Origin of the sequence: Janthinobacterium sp. GMG1, assembly GCF_034427795.1 — a bacterium.
In the GTDB taxonomy this organism is placed as follows: Bacteria; Pseudomonadota; Gammaproteobacteria; order Burkholderiales; family Burkholderiaceae_D; genus Janthinobacterium.
The window spans coordinates 20,501-37,172 of record NZ_JAXQNT010000002.1 but is presented as its reverse complement, the minus strand read 5'-3'; the positions used below and the strand labels follow the sequence as shown (position 1 = coordinate 37,172).

Here is a 16,672-nt window from a genome sequence, read left to right as displayed (position 1 = left end):
GGTTAGCTCTGTGAAGCATAAAGTAAACAATATCCACTTTGTCGGCATTGGCGGCAGCGGCATGAGCGGCATCGCCGAAGTGCTGGTCAACCTGGGCTACAAGGTGTCGGGTTCCGACCTGGGCAGCAATGCGGCGACGCAGCGCCTGGCGAGCCTGGGCGCGACCGTCATGCTGGGCCACGCGGCCGAGAACATCGGCGACGCCGATGCGGTGGTGACGTCGGGCGCCGTCCCGCAAGACAATCCGGAAGTGGCGGCCGCGCGTGCGCGCAAGATCCCGCTGGTGCCGCGCGCCGTGATGCTGGGCGAGTTGATGCGTTTGAAGCGCGGCATCGCCATCGCCGGCACGCACGGCAAGACGACGACCACCAGCCTGGTGGCATCGGTGCTGGCGCAGGGCGGTCTCGATCCGACTTTCGTCATCGGCGGCCGTTTGACCAGCGCCGGCGCGAACGCCAAGCTGGGCTCGGGCGACTATCTGGTGGCCGAAGCCGATGAATCGGACGCCTCGTTCCTGAACCTGACGCCGATGATCGAAGTGATCACGAATATCGACGCCGATCACATGGACACCTACGAGCACGATTTCGAAAAGCTCAAGCAGGCCTTCGTGCAGTTCACGCACCGCTTGCCCTTCTATGGCCGCGCCATGCTGTGCATCGACGATCCGCACGTGCGCGCCATCATCCCGTCCGTGACCAAACCGGTCACCACCTATGGTTTCGCGGAAGACGCGCAAGTGCGCGCCGTCAATGCGCGCGCCGTGGGCCTGGAAATGCATTTCACCGTGCTGCAGGAAGGCTATCCGGACCTCGACGTGGTGCTGAACCAGCCTGGCATGCACAATGTGCAGAATGCCTGCTCGGCGATCGCCATCGCGCGCGAAATCGGCATCGCCGACAGCGCTACGCAGCAGGGCCTGGCCGAGTTCTCCGGCGTGGGCCGCCGCTTTACGCGCTATGGCGACGTGGCGCTGCCGAATGGCGGCAGCTTCGCGCTGGTCGACGATTTCGGCCATCACCCGGTGGAAACGGAAGTGACCCTGGCCGCCGCGCGCGCCGCCTATCCGGGTCGCCGCCTGGTGCTGGCGTTCCAGCCGCACCGCTACAGCCGCACGCGCGACCTGTTCGAAGATTTCGTCAAGGTGCTCGGTGCGCCCGACGTGTTGCTGCTGTCCGAAGTGTATGCGGCGGGCGAAGCGCCTATCGTCGCCGCCGACGGCCGCGCTCTGGCGCATGCGCTGCGCGCGCGCGGCAAGATCGAACCGATTTTCGTCGAGTCCATGACGGACATGGCCGACACCATCATGAGCGTGGCGCGCGACGGCGACGTCGTGCTGACCATGGGCGCGGGCTCCATCAGCGGCATCCCGCAACAACTGACTACGTATCAATCCAACACTGTAAAGGCCTGATGTGAACCAAGCTTCAGCTATCGACGTTAAACAATTGGGCAAGGTCGGCGTCCTGTTCGGCGGCAGTTCGGCCGAGCGCGAAGTGTCGCTGATGTCCGGCACGGGCGTGCTGGCCGCTTTGACAAGCCGCGGCGTGGACGCGCACGCGTTCGACACGGGTGAACGCAGCCTGGCCGAACTGGCCGCTGAACAATTCGACCGCGTCTTCATCGCGCTGCACGGCCGCTTCGGCGAAGACGGCAGCCTGCAGGGTGCGCTGGAGCAGCTGGGCATTCCCTACACGGGCAGCGGCGTGATGGCGTGCGCGGTGGGCATGGACAAGGTTTACACCAAGATGATCTGGCTGATGCACCAGCTGCCGACGCCACAGTACGCGGTGCTCGATGACAGCTCCGATCTGGCCAAGGTCGCCGCGCAACTGGGCTTGCCGCTGATCGTCAAGCCACCGCATGAAGGCTCGAGCATCGGCATCACCACCGTCAACGAGGCATCGGCCTTCCAGGCGGCCTACGATATCGCCGCCGGTCTCGATGATTCGGTGCTGGCCGAGGAATTCATCAAAGGCCGCGAATTCACCGTCGCGATCCTGGGCAAGGGCGCCACGGCGCGCGCATTGCCGCCGATCGAAATCGTCGCGCCGCAAGGCAATTACGATTACCAGAACAAGTACTTCACGGACGATACGCAGTATTTTTGCCCGCCGCAGCTGGACCCGGCGATCATCGCCGAGATGGAACGCATCGCCGTGGCAGCCTACCGCGCCCTCGGCTGCGAAGGCTGGGGACGTGTGGACGTGCTGCTGCGCGCGGCCGACAGCAAGCTGTTCCTGCTGGAAGTAAATACCTCGCCCGGCATGACGGGCCACTCGCTCGTGCCGATGGCGGCGCGCGCGGTGGGCATCAGCTATGAAGACCTGTGCCTGGAAATCGTCGCTGGCGCGCGTCTGAAAATGCACAAGGGACAGCGCTGATATGTGGCATGACGCTAAAAGCCTCAATACGACTGCCAACGGCTTGCTGGCCGCGGTTCTGGTCGTGTGCGTGGCCGCCGGCGTCTGGTGGGTGTCGCAGCGTCCCATGTTCGACCTGCGCACGATCAAGGTGGAAAGCGCGGACGACAAGGGCCTGCGCCACGTGAATTACCTGACCCTGCGTAGCGGCACTTTGGGCCGCATCAAGGGCAATTTCTTCACGACCAACCTGGAAAGCGTGCGCGGCGTGTTTGAATCGGTGCCGTGGGTGCGCCGCGCCAGCGTGCGGCGCGAGTGGCCGAACCAGCTGATCGTGGCGCTGGAAGAGCACGAGGCGCTGGGCACCTGGGGCGAGGATGGACGCCTGTTATCGGTCAAGGGCGACGTGTTTACGGCGAATGTGGCCGAAGCCGAAGACGACCATGAATTGCCTGCGTTTGCCGGCCCCGATGGCAGCGAAAAGGAAGTACTGGCTACCTACGTGCAGCTGGCAAAGTGGTTTGCGCCGCTGAAGATGGTGCCGGAAACCCTGTCGCTGTCGAGCCGCTATGCGTGGACCGTAAAGCTGGATAACGGCATGAGCGTGGCGCTGGGACGCGAGCAGAATCATACGACCCTGAAGGCGCGGGTCGACCGGCTGGTGGGCATTTACCCGCAGCTGGCGAGCCGGCTGGAAAATATCGACACGATCGATATGCGTTACCAGAATGGCCTGGCGCTCAGTTCCGCCGGCCTGGTGATACCGGCCGAAGGCAAGGATGGAAAGCCAGTCATGAAGAAGAAAAACAGCAGTCCGATTAAAAAACCGACTTAACTTAATAATTTAGCCCATACATTAGGCGACAGAAATGACAAAAGACGCGAAAAACCTGATCGTCGGCCTCGACATCGGCACCTCGAAAGTGGTGGCGGTGGTAGCCGAAGTGATGTCCGACGGGCGCCACGAAGTGATCGGGCTGGGCCAGCACGAATCGAAGGGCCTGAAAAAAGGCGTAGTGGTCAATATCGAGGCCACGGTGGAGTCCATCCAGCGCGCGCTGGAAGAGGCCGAGCTGATGGCTGATTGCAAGATCCGCAATGTGTACGCGGGCATTGCGGGCAGCCATATCCGCAGCTTCAATTCCAGCGGCATGGTGGCCATCAAGGACAAGGAAGTGACGGCGACCGACGTGGCGCGCGTCATCGAGACGGCAAAAGCGGTTAACATTCCGACCGATCAGCAATTGCTGCACACGGTGCCGCAAGAGTTCATCGTCGACAGCCAGGAAGATGTGCGCGAGCCTATCGGCATGAGCGGCATCCGTCTGGAGGTGAAGGTGCATATCGTCACCGGCGCCGTGTCGGCGGTGCAGAACATCGTCAAGTGCGTGCGCCGCTGCGGCCTGGAAGTGTCGGACCTGATCCTGCAGCCGATGGCGTCCGCCGATGCGGTGCTCACGCCCGACGAGAAGGAACTGGGCGTGGTGCTGATCGACATCGGCGGCGGCACGACCGATGTGGCGGTATTCTCCGATGGCGCGATCCGCCATACGGCAGTCATCCCCATCGCCGGCGACCAGATCACCAACGACATCGCCATGGCCTTGCGCACCCCGACCGCGGAAGCGGAAGAAATCAAGATCCGCTATGGCGTGGCCAAGCAGGTCCTGGCCGATCCCGGCGAATCGCTGGAAGTGCCTGGCCTGGGCGACCGCGGCCCGCGCAACCTGTCGCGCCAGGCGCTGGCGGCCGTGATCGAGCCGCGCGTCGAGGAGCTGTTCGCGATGGTGCACCAGGTGGTGCGCGAATCCGGTTACGAAGGCGTGCTGTCGTCGGGCATCGTGCTCACGGGCGGTACCTCCATCATGCCCGGCATGGTGGAAATGGCGGAAGATATTTTCCTGAAACCGGCGCGCCTGGGCACGCCCGAGTATCGGGGCCAGCTGGCCGACGTGGTGCGCAGTCCGCGCTATGCCACGGTATTGGGCCTGCTGCTGGAAGCGAAGAAGCAATACCTGCGCGGCCACATCGTGACGCGTCAGGACGGCTCGGTGAAGGCAGTCTGGCAGCGCATGAAGGAATGGTTTTTAGGGAATTTTTAAGGGCTTGATTTACGCCCGGCAGCACAGGTTTTTTGGCAGCATCGCAGGTACACACACATAACTTTATTTTATATTTAACCGCAGTTTTCAATCTCCAGTTCTCCTACCAATATGAGGCCTGGCGCTTGGAAACCGCATCTGATAGGAGCACATCATGGAGTTCGATATGGTCGATAACACAGCTTTAGGTACCGTCATCAAGGTCGTCGGCGTCGGCGGTGCGGGTGGCAATGCAGTCCAACACATGATCAACAAAGGCATGTCGGGCGTGGAGTTCATTGCCGCCAACACCGACGCACAGGCCCTGTCGACATCGAAGGCCCACAACATCATCCAGATCGGCGATACCGGTCTGGGCGCCGGCATGAAGCCTGCCGTCGGCCGCCAGCTGGCGGAAGAATCGCGCGCGCGCATCGCCGATTCGCTGCGCGGCGCGCACATGGTCTTCATCGCCGCCGGCATGGGCGGCGGCACGGGCACGGGCGCCGCTCCTATCGTGGCCGAAGTGGCCAAGGAACTGGGCGCGCTGACGGTGGCCGTGGTATCGAAACCGTTCTCGTACGAAGGCCAGAAGTGCATGGACATCGCCGATGAAGGCCTGGAGCAGCTGTCCCTGCACGTCGATTCGCTGATCATCATCCTCAATGAAAAACTGGAAGAGATCTACGAAGACGAAAGCATGCTGGAATGGATGCAGCACGCCGATGATGTGCTCAACAACGCGGTGGCCGGCATTGCCGAGATCATCAACGTGCCTGGCCATATCAACGTCGACTTCAATGACGTGAAAACCATCATGGGCGAGCAGGGCAAGGCCATGATGGGCACGGCGACGGCGTCCGGCGTCGACCGCGCGCGTATCGCCGCCGAACAGGCTGTCGCTTCGCCGCTGCTCGATGGTATCGATCTGTCCGGCGCGCGCGGCGTGCTGGTCAACGTCACGGCCAGCCGTGGCTTGAAAGGCAAGGAGATCAAGGAAGTCATGGCTGCCGTGCGCGCGTTTGCCGCGCCGGACGCGTCGATCGCGCAAGGTATCGCCTACGACGACGCCATGGGCGACGACATCCGCGTGACCGTGGTGGCGACGGGCTTGGGCCGTGCGAAGAAAAACATCCAGCTGGTACCGCAGCAAGTGCTGCGCACCGGTACCCACAACAGCCCGTTGACCCCATCGGCTGCCATGGGTAGCGCGCAGGCGGCGACGACGACGGTTGGCGTGGCCACGCCGGCAGCCGGTTTCGACGGCATGAAGGCGCCGGCAGTATGGCGCCGCGAATCGGCTTCCGAGCAAGTGCGCGCGATGGAAAAGAATGGCATGGAGACGTACGACATTCCAGCCTTCCTGCGCAAGCAAGCCGACTAAGGTGATCCGATGTCAGTAAGGATGACGGCGGCCTGAGGGCCGCCGTTTTTTTTGCCGGTTTTTGACTTTGGCCTTTGCCTTTCCTGCCATTTTCTGCACAAATACGGCAAGTCAGGCATACTATCGCGCTGAGCCAGCATCATGCTAGCCGAACCAGAATACACGCGTTTTCCGCCCGGCCGGGCGGCGAGCGTTTTCCACCGACAGCACACAAGGAGTCAACATGACCATCAAGATCGGCGACACCCTGCCAGAAGGCACCCTGGCAGAATTCATCGAAAGCGAAACCGAAGGTTGCGCACTGGGCCCGAACACGTTCAACGTGCAAGACCTGGTCAAGGGCAAGAAGATCGCCATCTTCGGCCTGCCAGGCGCCTACACCCCGACCTGCTCCGCACAGCATGTGCCAGGCTACGTGCAGCACGCTGCCGACCTGAAAGCCAAAGGCGTCGATGAAATCTGGTGCATCTCCGTCAACGACGCGTTCGTGATGGGCGCCTGGGGCCGCGATCAGAAAGCCACCGGCGTCGTGCGCATGATGGCTGACGGCAATGCCGCCTACAGCAAGGCCCTGGGCCTGGACGCCGATTTTTCCAAGCACGGCATGGGTACGCGCTCGCAGCGCTACTCGCTGCTGGTCGACAATGGCGTCGTGACGCAATTGAACATCGAGCAAGGCGGCAAGTTTGAAGTGTCGAATGCGGAAACCTTGCTGGGCCAGCTGGCTTAAGAGCTTTCTGCTTGCATGAAAACGGCGCCATCGGCGCCGTTTTTTTATTGCACCTGCGGTTTCGTCGCCTCGAACATGGCCGCATCGATGCTGAACGAATAATCGTCCTGCAACGCAAAATACTGGCGCGCTTCCTCGGGTGCGCCATCGAACAGGTTGCGGATGGCCGCCACGCGCTCGTTCGGCGTGCGCATGCGCGCCACCCACTCGTCGAACTGCATCGTCAGTTTCCACACGCTGCGCAAGCTGTGCGTGAATCCCGCATTATTGAATTTGGCGCCCCATTCGCAGGTGCGGTAGTCGCGCACGTGGGACGCGTCGCGCAGCATTTCCACCGCCTGCAAGGTGCTGTCGTACAGGGCCGTTTTCGGCGCGACGATGTCGACCACCAATAAGGTGCCGTTCGGACGCAGCACGCGCCACGCTTCGGCCAGCGCTCCCGCCACGTCGTTCCAGTGGTGCGCGGAAAAGCGCGTGACAACCATGTCGAAGCTGGCGTCGGCAAATGGCAGGCGGGCCACGTCGCCCTGTTGCGTGCTGATGTTGTGCAAGCCGCGCTGCACCTTTGCGTGGTCGACGACGTCGAGCATGGGTTGCGCCAGGTCGTAGGCGACGACGGATGCTGCCACGGGGGCGACGGCGAAGCTGGCGTGGCCGGCGCCGCAGCCCAGGTCCAGTACCACCGGCTTGCCATGGCGGCGCGCGCATTCCTGCATCAGCACCAGGTCGGCGCCTTGCGCGTGGACTGCGCTGCTCAGGTAGGCATTCGCCGTCTTGCCAAACTGTTCGGTAACGACATCGTGCTGCTGCATGGTTTTCTCCTGTTGATGGGTGAGTTCCTGCAGAATAGGGATAAAATTATCCTGTAACAAGACCATAACTTATACTGGTATATCTACTACCATGCAGGCATCTCATGTCGAACAAGCTCGCTGAATTCATCCGCGCCCGGCGCGAAGCCGTCACTCCCGCCATGGCTGGCTTGCCCGGCGGCGGGCGGCGGCGCACGCCGGGCTTGCGGCGCGAAGAGCTGGCGCAGCTGTGCGACGTCAGTCCCACCTGGCTGACGTGGCTGGAGCAGGGGCGGCCCGTGTCGGCGTCGGCCAAGATGCTGGCCCGCCTGGCGCAGGTGCTGCAGCTGAGCGCGGCCGAGCGTGCCTATCTGTTCGAAGTGGCCGACAAGCATGACCCCAGCCATGGCACAGGCGAGGGTAGCGGGCCTGCTAGCGCCGAGCTGGCCGCCATCGTCGCCGCCATCGACGCGCCTGCGTACATCCTCGACCGGGAATGGAGTGCCGTGGCGTGGAACGGGGTGGCGTCCACCTTGTTTACCGGCTGGCTGTGCAGTGACGCGGCTGCGCCGAACCAGTTGCGCTTCATGTTCCTGGACGCGGGCGCACGTGACCTGGTCATCGGCTGGCCCGAACGGGCGCGGCGCCTGGTGGCGGAGTTCCGCGCCGATATCGGCCGGCAGGCGGACCACGCGCCGCTGGCCGGCCTGATCGCCGAACTGGCCGATGCCAGCCTTGAATTTCGCCAATGGTGGGGCGCGCAGCAGGTGCAGGGCCGCGATGGCGGTTTGCGCCAGTTCCGGCATGCGCAGCAGGGCTTGCTGGCATTCAACCAGGTGACCTTGCACCTGGCGCGCCAGCATGACTTGAAACTGGTGATGCTGTTGCCTGTGTAGTTGCTCCTTTGAAAATGTAAAACGGCTGCGCTTGTTATAATCGGCTTGATGGTGTGGCCTTGCCATGCTGTCCTGGCTCCGGCCGTCGCCATGATGACGGTCCCGCTCTTTCGCCAGGAGTCTGTCCTGTTACCCCGCAATCCCAACCTGCGCAGCATCTATGTGATGCTGGTCGCCGTCGCCATGTTTTCCCTGATGGACACGGCCATGAAGCTGCTGTCCGCCCACTACCCCGCCATGCAGGTGACGGCATTGCGTGCCTTGTCGTCCTTGCCGCTCGTGTGCCTGTACCTGCTGTATCGCGGCGCTTTCAAGAACGTGCTGAAGGTGCGCTGGCCGCTGCACGTGCTGCGCGGCGCCCTGGGCGTGATGATGATTACCCTGTTTGCGTATGGCTTGAAGCGCATGTCGCTGGCCGAGGCATATTCGCTGTTCTTCGTCGCGCCCTTGCTGATTACGGTCCTGTCGGTTTTTATCCTGAAGGAAAGAGTCGACTTGGCGCGCTGGTGCGCCATCGCCGTGGGCCTGCTGGGCGTGCTGGTGGCGCTGCGCCCCGACGGTTCGGGATTCTTTTCGCTGGCCGGCCTGGCCGTGCTGGGTTCGGCCGCCTGTTATGCCATTTCCGCCGTCACGGGCCGCATCCTGAGCCGCACGGACGCCAGCGAAAGCATGGTCTTCTGGCTGATGGTGATGATGGCCCTTGGCGGCGTGGCCCTCTCGGCGCACGAGTGGGTGAGCATCCGCCGCGAAGACTGGTGGCTGCTGGCGGGCTTGTCACTGAGTGGCTTCCTGGGCCAGTTGGCCATCACGGAGGCGTTTCGCCATGGCAAGGCGTCCAGCGTGGCACCGTTCGAGTACTCGGCCCTGGCCTGGGGCATGGCCCTGGACTGGCTGCTGTGGCGTGCCTTGCCCGACCAGTACACGCTGATCGGCGCGGCCATCATCATCGGCAGCGGTATTTATCTGGTGCGCCGTGAAGCCGTGCATGCGGAAAGCGAACATCCTTAATGAGCGGTTGTGGTATTTCTGGCGTCAGCCATGCCGCGCCGCAACGAAAATCCGGCAAATAGATATAATCGACAGATGTTAAAACAACGCACCATCAAACAACAGGTCCGCACCATCGGTGTCGGTTTGCACTCCGGCACCAAGGTCGAGCTGATCCTGCGTCCCGCCGCGATCGACACGGGCATCGTGTTTCGCCGCATCGACCTCGATCCCATCGTCGAGTTCCCCGCCAGCGCCATGGCCGTGGGCGACACGCGCATGGCTTCCGTGCTGATCAAGGACGGCGCCAGGGTTTCTACCGTGGAACATCTGATGTCGGCCGCGGCTGGCCTCGGCGTGGACAATATGTATATCGACGTGAATGCGGAAGAAATTCCCATCATGGATGGTTCCGCCTCGTCCTTCGTCTACCTGCTGCAGCAGGCTGGCGTGGAAGAGCAGCAGGCGGCGAAGAAATTCATCAAGGTCATCAAGCCTGTGGAGGTGCGTCACGGCAAGGGCGACGCGGAGAAATGGGCGCGTTTGTCGCCGTACGATGGCTTCAAGCTTGATTTCTTCATCGAGTTCAACCATCCTGCCGTCGATGGCACGATGCAGCGCGCTTCCGTCGATTTCGGCGACGTGTCGTACGTGCACGATGTGGCGCGCGCGCGCACCTTCGGCTTCATGCAGGACGTGGAAAGCCTGCGCGGCATGGGCCTGGCGCGTGGCGGTTCGCTGGAAAACGCCATCGTCATGGACGAATACCGTATCCTCAACGCCGATGGCTTGCGCTATGAAGACGAGTTCGTGCGCCACAAGATACTCGACGCCATCGGCGACTTGTACCTGGTGGGCCACCCCTTGCTGGCCTATTACACGGCGCACAAGTCCGGCCACGCGCTGAACAACCAGCTGCTGCTGGCGCTGCTGGAACAGCCGGAATCCTATGAAATCGTCTCGTTCGCCACGAACGAGGCGGCGCCGCAATCGTACTTGCGCCAGATGGAGCGCGAGTGGTCCTTGACTTGACGGCCGTTGCTGTTTTTAAATAATTTTAGGGCTAGGGAGCACCTGAAAAATGTTCAGGGCAAGGCGCATTGCCGCAGGCAGTACGAATAGTACGGCCAGGCAATGCAACGCCGCCATGGACTTTTTCTCAGGTGTTCCCAGGTTCGCGGTGGTGGCGGACCATGTTGCGCAGCGCCGCGATCAATTGTTCGTTCTGCTTCGACGCCGGCAGGGCCGTACTCAGCTCTTCCAGGGCCGACATGGCTTTTTCCGGCAAGACCAGCGCCCGCGTATGCACGATGGGCGCGATGCTCTTGATGACTTGCACTTTCAGCTTGATGCCTGAAATTTGCCAGCCCTTTCTTTCCAGTTCCCCTTGTAACTTCGGCAATTGCTGCTTGAGCTTGGCCGCCAGCGCGGCGTTCGGCGTGGCCAGCACCAGTTGGCCGCCCTCGAATTGCAGGATGTCGCAATGCTCGAACATGGCCGGCAGGGCCTTGGCGCAATCTTTTTGCAGGGCGGCCAAGCGCGTGACGGTGGGCATCAGGGAGGCCATCGTCGCGTTGCCGCGCAGAAAATCGGTTGCGCCCGTGACGGCCGGGCCTGAACGGGCAAAGCCGTAGCCGCGGCGCGGTGCCGGAGAATAAGTGGGAGATCGCATGGCCGAAACATAGCACACTCGCCCGCGCATGACGAGTGCGTCGGTGGGTGTGGCGCAGGCGGGCGGGCCGTATTGCCTTACAGTATGGAAAATGTCCGCAATTTCTGCCATTTGTTTGTCATTAAGCTATTGTTATATGGCGCATTAGCCCAACCATGTCGGGAACGCATGATAAAATCATCGTCTTTTGCCATAGTCGAACTCCGTGCGGTGACGCGATACCTACCTCGTTGTTCCCTACCGAGCTTTTTTTAACGGCGTTTTTTCAAGAATTCAAGCATGTCATTACTGACCCAGATTTTCGGTAGCCGCAACCAGCGGCTGCTCAAGCAATACCAAAAAACGGTACGCGAGATCAATGCGCTCGAGCCGGCCATCGAAAAGCTGTCGGATGCCGAGCTGCAAGCGAAGACGCCTGCCTTCAAGGAACGCATCGCCGCTGGCGAATCGCTCGATGCCTTGTTGCCGGAAGCCTTTGCCGTCTGCCGCGAGGCCAGCAAGCGCGTCCTGCGCATGCGCCATTTCGATGTGCAGATGATCGGCGGCATGGTCTTGCATTTCGGTAAGATCGCGGAGATGGGCACGGGCGAGGGCAAGACCCTGATGGCAACCTTGCCAGCCTACCTGAATGCTCTGTCGGGCAAGGGCGTGCATATCGTCACCGTCAATGATTACCTGGCGCAGCGCGATGCCGAGACCATGGGCCGCCTGTATGCCTGGCTGGGACTGTCGACGGGCGTGAACATGTCGCAGATGGAGCACAGCGCCAAGCAGCAGGCGTACAACTCCGACATCACGTATGGCACGAACAATGAATTCGGTTTCGATTTCTTGCGCGATAACATGGTCTACGAAGCGCGCGAGCGCGTGCAGCGCAGCCTGAACTTCGGCATCGTCGATGAAGTCGACTCGATTCTGATCGATGAAGCGCGTACGCCGTTGATCATTTCGGGCCAGGCCGAGAACCATACGGACCTGTATCACAAGATCAATGAAGTGCCTGCGTTGTTGACTTTGCAGATCGGTGAAGAAACGCCGGATGGCAAGGGCAAGGTTGACGTGCCGGGCGACTACACCAAGGATGAAAAGGCGCACCAGGTGCTGCTGACGGAAGCCGGCCACGAAAAGGCAGAAGGCATCCTGATGGAGATGGGCCTGCTGCCGGAAGGCGCATCGCTGTACGATTCGGCCAACATCACTCTCGTGCACCACCTGTATGCGGCCCTGCGCGCGCATGCGCTGTACTTCAAGGATCAGCACTATGTGGTGCAGAACAATGAAGTGGTGATCGTCGATGAATTCACGGGCCGTCTGATGACGGGCCGCCGCTGGTCCGATGGTTTGCACCAGGCCGTCGAAGCGAAAGAAGGCGTCAAGATCCAGAACGAGAACCAGACCCTGGCCTCGATCACCTTCCAGAACTACTTCCGCATGTACGCCAAGCTGGCCGGCATGACCGGTACGGCCGATACCGAAGCGTACGAATTCCAGGAAATCTACGGCCTGGAAACGGTCGTGATCCCGCAAAACCGTCCGCTGCAGCGCAAGGATCGCCAGGATCAGGTCTACAAATCGTCGGCGGAAAAATACAACGCGATGTTGAACGACATCCGCGACTGCTACGAGCGCGGCCAGCCCGTGCTGGTCGGTACGACCTCGATCGAGAACTCGGAACTGCTGTCGGGCATCCTGACCAAGGCCGATTTGCCGCACAACGTGCTGAACGCGAAGCAGCATGCCCGCGAAGCGGAAATCATCGCCCAGGCAGGTCGTCCGAAAGCCATCACCATCGCCACCAACATGGCTGGCCGCGGTACGGACATTGTGCTGGGCGGTAACGTCGAAAACCAGATCAAGTTCATCGAAGCCAATGCTGAACTGAGCGACGCCGACAAGGCAGCCCAGTCGCAGACCTTGCGCGATGAATGGCAATCCTTGCACGACCATGTGGTCAATGCGGGCGGTTTGCACATTATCGGCACCGAACGCCATGAATCGCGCCGCGTTGATAATCAATTGCGTGGCCGTGCCGGCCGCCAGGGCGATCCGGGTTCGTCGCGCTTCTACTTGTCGCTCGACGACGCGCTGCTGCGCATCTTCGCCGGCGACCGCGTGCGCGCCGTGATGGACCGCCTGAAAATGCCGGAAGGCGAACCGATCGAGGCAGGCATCGTCTCGCGTTCGATCGAATCGGCCCAGCGCAAGGTCGAAGCGCGCAACTTCGACATCCGCAAGCAATTGCTGGAATACGATGACGTCGCCAACGACCAGCGTAAAGTCATCTACCAGCAGCGTAACGAGCTGCTGGAAACGACCGATATTTCCGACATGATCGGCTCGCTGCGCCATGGCGTGTTCACCGACCTGGTGCACGAGTATGTGCCGCATGAATCGGTGGAAGAGCAGTGGGATATCAAGGGTCTGGAAAACACCCTGGCCAGCGAATGGCAGCTCGACTTGCCGCTGCAGCAAATGCTGGAAGCCGATGCGACCCTGACGGACGACGAGATCCTGGAAAAAGTGCTGGTCGCGGCCGATGCCGTGTACCAGTCGAAGATCGATATCGTCGGCAAGGAATCGTTTGGCGGCTTCGAACGCAATGTCATGCTGCAAAGCGTGGACAGCCACTGGCGCGAACACCTGGCGGCGCTCGATCACCTGCGCCAGGGTATTCACCTGCGCGGTTATGCGCAGAAGAACCCGAAACAGGAATACAAGCGCGAAGCGTTTGAACTGTTTGGCCAGATGCTCGACATGATCAAGAACGACGTCACGAAACACGTGATGACGGTACGCATCCAGTCGCGTGAAGAAGTCGATGCGGCCGAACAGGCGATGCAGCAGTCGCACGTGGAAAACGTGCACTACCAGCACGCCGAATTCGACCCGAACGCGGCGCCGGAAGAGCTGCTGGCGCCTACTGCCGGCGGCAACATGGACAACGTCGACGACATGAGCGTGAGCATGGGTGTCAAGGTCGGTCGTAACGACCCATGCCCTTGCGGCAGCGGCAAAAAGTACAAGGCCTGCCACGGCAAGCTGGCATAAGGCGGTTTGACTGCCTGACAAAAAACGGAGACCGCGGTCTCCGTTTTTTTATGCCTTTTCAATTTGCGCGCGCGCATCTACCGGCACGCATGTTCACCGGCGCCGCGAAGGCGCTACAATAGCGCTTCCCTTTTCCCTCGCAGAAGAAATCACCATGGCCGTCAATTCTCCCAAGCCCGTCGCCGCCGACTTGAAAGCCGTCGCCGGCATTGAAATCGGTGTTGCCGAAGCAGGCATCAAGAAACCCAACCGCAAGGATTTGCTGGTATTGAAACTGGCGCCGACGGCCACCGTGGCCGGCGTGTTCACCTTGAACCGCTTCTGCGCCGCGCCCGTGCAAATTTCGAAAGCCAACCTGGCGGCCGTGACGGCCGGCGCCGCGCCGATCCGCGCGCTGCTGGTCAATACGGGCAACGCGAATGCGGGCACGGGCGAATCGGGCCTGGCCGACGCGCAGGCCAGCTGCGCCGCGCTGGCCGAGCTGCTGGGCTGCACGCCGCAGCAAATCCTGCCGTTTTCCACCGGCGTGATCCTCGAACCGCTGCCTGTGCAGCGCCTGGTCGCCGGCTTGCCGCAAGCGGTAGCAGCGCTGACGTCGGACAACTGGTTCTCGGCCGCCGAAGCCATCATGACCACCGACACGCAGCCGAAAGCCGGCTCGCGCACGGTCACCATCGGTGGCCACGCGGTCACCCTGACAGGCATCAGCAAGGGCGCCGGCATGATCAAGCCGAACATGGCCACCATGCTGGGCTTCCTCGCGTTTGACGCCACCGTGGCGCAACCGGTGCTGGACCAGCTGGTGAAGCAGGCAGCCGACAAATCGTTCAACTGCATCACCATCGACGGCGACACGTCCACCAATGACTCGTTCATGCTGGTGGCAACAGGCGCCGGCAGCCTGGTGATCGATTCCATCGACTCGCCGCACTATGCGGAACTGTCGGCCGCCGTCACCGAACTGTCGACCTTCCTGGCACAAGCCATCGTGCGTGACGGCGAAGGCGCGACCAAGTTCATGACGGTGACCGTGGAAGACGGCCGCAACGTGGAAGAGTGCCGCAAGATCGCCTATTCCATCGCCCATTCGCCGCTGGTGAAAACGGCCTTCTTCGCCTCCGACCCGAACCTGGGCCGCATCCTGGCCGCCATCGGCTACGCCGGTGTGGACGACCTCGACGTGGGCCAATTGAACCTGTACCTGGACGACGTGTGGGTGGCCAAGAATGGCGGCCGCAACCCGGACTACCAGGAACAGGATGGCCAGCGCGTGATGCAGCAAAGCGAAATCACCATCCGCGTCAAGCTGGCGCGCGGCGATGCCACGGCCACCTTGTGGACGTGCGACCTGTCGCATGACTACGTGTCGATCAACGCCGACTACCGCTCATGACCAGTCTCGATCAATTCCTGATCCGCGCCGAGCGGGTGCTGGCGCGGCTCGAGTCGATCTTGCCGCCGGCCTTGCCGGCTACCGACTGGAACAGCTTTGCCTTCCGCTGGCGCCGGCGCCAGGGCGCGCTGCCTTATTTGCAGGCCGTGGCGCATGTCTCGTCCATTGCTCTGGATGACTTGCACAATATCGGCACACAAAAGGCGCAGATCGAGCAGAACACGCGCCAGTTCGTTGCCAGCCGCCCCGCCAACAATGTGCTGCTGACGGGGGCGCGCGGCACGGGCAAGTCCTCCTTGATCAAGGCTTGCCTGAACCAGTTCGCCGACCAGGGCTTGCGCCTGATCGAAGTCGACAAGGCCGATCTGGCCGACTTGCCCGACATCGTCGACCTGGTGGCGGCGCGCCCCGAGCGTTTCATCATCTTTTGCGACGACCTGTCGTTCGAAGAGGGCGAGAGCGGCTACAAGGCGCTGAAAGTGGCGCTCGACGGCAGCATCGCCGCGCAATCGGACAATGTGCTGATCTACGCCACCTCGAACCGCCGTCACCTGATGCCGGAACGCATGTCGGATAACACCAGCTACAAGACGGACGACGATGGCGATCTGCATCCGGGCGAGACGGTGGAAGAGAAAATCTCGCTGTCCGAGCGCTTCGGCCTGTGGTTGTCTTTCTACCCGTTCAAGCAGGATGATTATCTCGATATCGCGGCGCACTGGCTGGCCTCGTTTGGCTGCACGCCGGAACAGATTGCGGCAGCACGCGGCGACGCCCTGCGCTGGGCCTTGCAGCGCGGTTCCCGTTCGGGCCGGGTGGCGTGGCAATTCGCGCGCGACTATGCGGGGAAACTTCCTGCGGGAAAGTTGCCGCAATGAGCGAAGTGAAAATTACACCGGTGGATGTCGCCGTCGGCATCCTGATGAAGCCGAACGGCGACGTGCTGCTGGGCCAGCGCCCGGCCGGCAAGCCGTATGACGGCTATTGGGAATTTCCTGGCGGTAAAGTCGAAGCCGGCGAAGCCATTCTTGACGCCTTGAAGCGCGAGTTTGTCGAAGAGCTGGGGCTATATATCGACAGTGCAGAACCCTGGTGCGGCGTCGAATATGTGTATCCGCACGCTCATGTGCGCCTGCATTTCTATATCAGCCGCGAATGGCGGGGCGAGCCGCAAAGCCTGGAAGGGCAGGCGTTCGCCTGGCAAGGCACGGTCGGCGTGGAACCCTTGCTGCCGGCCACCATTCCCCTGCTGGAATGGTTAGATGAGGTACGCCGCGAATCCCTGGCGCCTGCATAATCTTTACTTGTGCCAGCGGGCAGCATCACG

The 16,672-nt window shown here is 61.8% G+C and carries 15 protein-coding genes; 13 read left to right on the top strand and 2 right to left on the bottom strand.

Features of this window, described 5'->3' with window-relative positions:
* Window positions 1-10: 10 nt before the first annotated feature.
* From murC to SJI03_RS05050, 6 genes are all read left to right on the top strand, one after another.
* Window positions 11-1,414, top strand: a complete 1,404-nt coding sequence (murC, locus tag SJI03_RS05075) for a UDP-N-acetylmuramate--L-alanine ligase (protein WP_102295549.1) — start codon at window positions 11-13, stop codon at window positions 1,412-1,414.
* A gap of 1 nt (window position 1,415) precedes the next feature.
* Window positions 1,416-2,384 carry a D-alanine--D-alanine ligase gene (locus SJI03_RS05070; protein WP_322426460.1) on the top strand — a complete coding sequence of 323 codons (969 nt, stop codon included), beginning with the start codon at window positions 1,416-1,418 and terminating at the stop codon, window positions 2,382-2,384.
* A gap of 1 nt (window position 2,385) precedes the next feature.
* Window positions 2,386-3,198, top strand: a complete 813-nt coding sequence (locus SJI03_RS05065) for a cell division protein FtsQ/DivIB (protein WP_034784973.1) — start codon at window positions 2,386-2,388, stop codon at window positions 3,196-3,198.
* Between the two features lie 34 nt (window positions 3,199-3,232).
* Window positions 3,233-4,465: a cell division protein FtsA gene (gene ftsA / locus SJI03_RS05060; protein ID WP_010394955.1), complete on the top strand. Its 1,233-nt coding sequence runs from the start codon at window positions 3,233-3,235 to the stop codon at window positions 4,463-4,465.
* Between the two features lie 154 nt (window positions 4,466-4,619).
* On the top strand, window positions 4,620-5,828 hold the full coding sequence (gene ftsZ, locus SJI03_RS05055) for a cell division protein FtsZ (protein ID WP_034784974.1): 1,209 nt from the start codon (window positions 4,620-4,622) through the stop codon (window positions 5,826-5,828).
* Window positions 5,829-6,051: 223 nt separating this feature from the next.
* Window positions 6,052-6,558: a peroxiredoxin gene (locus SJI03_RS05050; RefSeq protein WP_035824845.1), complete on the top strand. Its 507-nt coding sequence runs from the start codon at window positions 6,052-6,054 to the stop codon at window positions 6,556-6,558.
* Between the two features lie 44 nt (window positions 6,559-6,602).
* Here SJI03_RS05050 and SJI03_RS05045 read toward each other — a convergent pair whose 3' ends face one another.
* Window positions 6,603-7,370 carry a class I SAM-dependent methyltransferase gene (locus SJI03_RS05045; RefSeq protein ID WP_322426459.1) on the bottom strand — a complete coding sequence of 256 codons (768 nt, stop codon included), beginning with the start codon at window positions 7,368-7,370 and terminating at the stop codon, window positions 6,603-6,605.
* A gap of 104 nt (window positions 7,371-7,474) precedes the next feature.
* Here SJI03_RS05045 and SJI03_RS05040 point away from each other — a divergent pair, with 104 nt between their 5' ends.
* The 3 genes from SJI03_RS05040 (at window position 7,475) to lpxC (ending at window position 10,264) form a co-directional block, all read left to right on the top strand.
* On the top strand, window positions 7,475-8,245 hold the full coding sequence (locus SJI03_RS05040) for a helix-turn-helix transcriptional regulator (protein WP_322426458.1): 771 nt from the start codon (window positions 7,475-7,477) through the stop codon (window positions 8,243-8,245).
* Window positions 8,246-8,410: 165 nt separating this feature from the next.
* Window positions 8,411-9,253, top strand: coding sequence for a DMT family transporter (locus SJI03_RS05035; RefSeq protein WP_322426872.1), 843 nt, complete (start codon window positions 8,411-8,413; stop codon window positions 9,251-9,253).
* A gap of 75 nt (window positions 9,254-9,328) precedes the next feature.
* Window positions 9,329-10,264 (top strand): UDP-3-O-acyl-N-acetylglucosamine deacetylase, encoded by a 936-nt coding sequence (gene lpxC / locus SJI03_RS05030; protein WP_099379778.1) that lies wholly within the window; start codon window positions 9,329-9,331, stop codon window positions 10,262-10,264.
* Between the two features lie 127 nt (window positions 10,265-10,391).
* Here lpxC and SJI03_RS05025 read toward each other — a convergent pair whose 3' ends face one another.
* Window positions 10,392-10,904 carry a DciA family protein gene (locus tag SJI03_RS05025; protein ID WP_322426457.1) on the bottom strand — a complete coding sequence of 171 codons (513 nt, stop codon included), beginning with the start codon at window positions 10,902-10,904 and terminating at the stop codon, window positions 10,392-10,394.
* A gap of 279 nt (window positions 10,905-11,183) precedes the next feature.
* Here SJI03_RS05025 and secA point away from each other — a divergent pair, with 279 nt between their 5' ends.
* The 4 genes from secA to SJI03_RS05005 all read left to right on the top strand — a co-directional run bounded on the left by secA (window position 11,184) and on the right by SJI03_RS05005 (window position 16,642).
* Window positions 11,184-13,952, top strand: a complete 2,769-nt coding sequence (gene secA, locus SJI03_RS05020; protein WP_099379780.1) for a preprotein translocase subunit SecA — start codon at window positions 11,184-11,186, stop codon at window positions 13,950-13,952.
* A 154-nt stretch (window positions 13,953-14,106) separates the two neighbouring features.
* Window positions 14,107-15,345: a bifunctional glutamate N-acetyltransferase/amino-acid acetyltransferase ArgJ gene (gene argJ, locus SJI03_RS05015; protein WP_322426456.1), complete on the top strand. Its 1,239-nt coding sequence runs from the start codon at window positions 14,107-14,109 to the stop codon at window positions 15,343-15,345.
* Window positions 15,342-16,223, top strand: a complete 882-nt coding sequence (locus SJI03_RS05010) for an ATP-binding protein (RefSeq protein WP_322426455.1) — start codon at window positions 15,342-15,344, stop codon at window positions 16,221-16,223. The genes argJ and SJI03_RS05010 overlap by 4 nt, the downstream gene beginning before the upstream one ends.
* Window positions 16,220-16,642, top strand: a complete 423-nt coding sequence (locus SJI03_RS05005) for an NUDIX domain-containing protein (RefSeq protein ID WP_099379783.1) — start codon at window positions 16,220-16,222, stop codon at window positions 16,640-16,642. The genes SJI03_RS05010 and SJI03_RS05005 overlap by 4 nt, the downstream gene beginning before the upstream one ends.
* The last annotated feature ends 30 nt before the right edge of the window (window positions 16,643-16,672 follow it).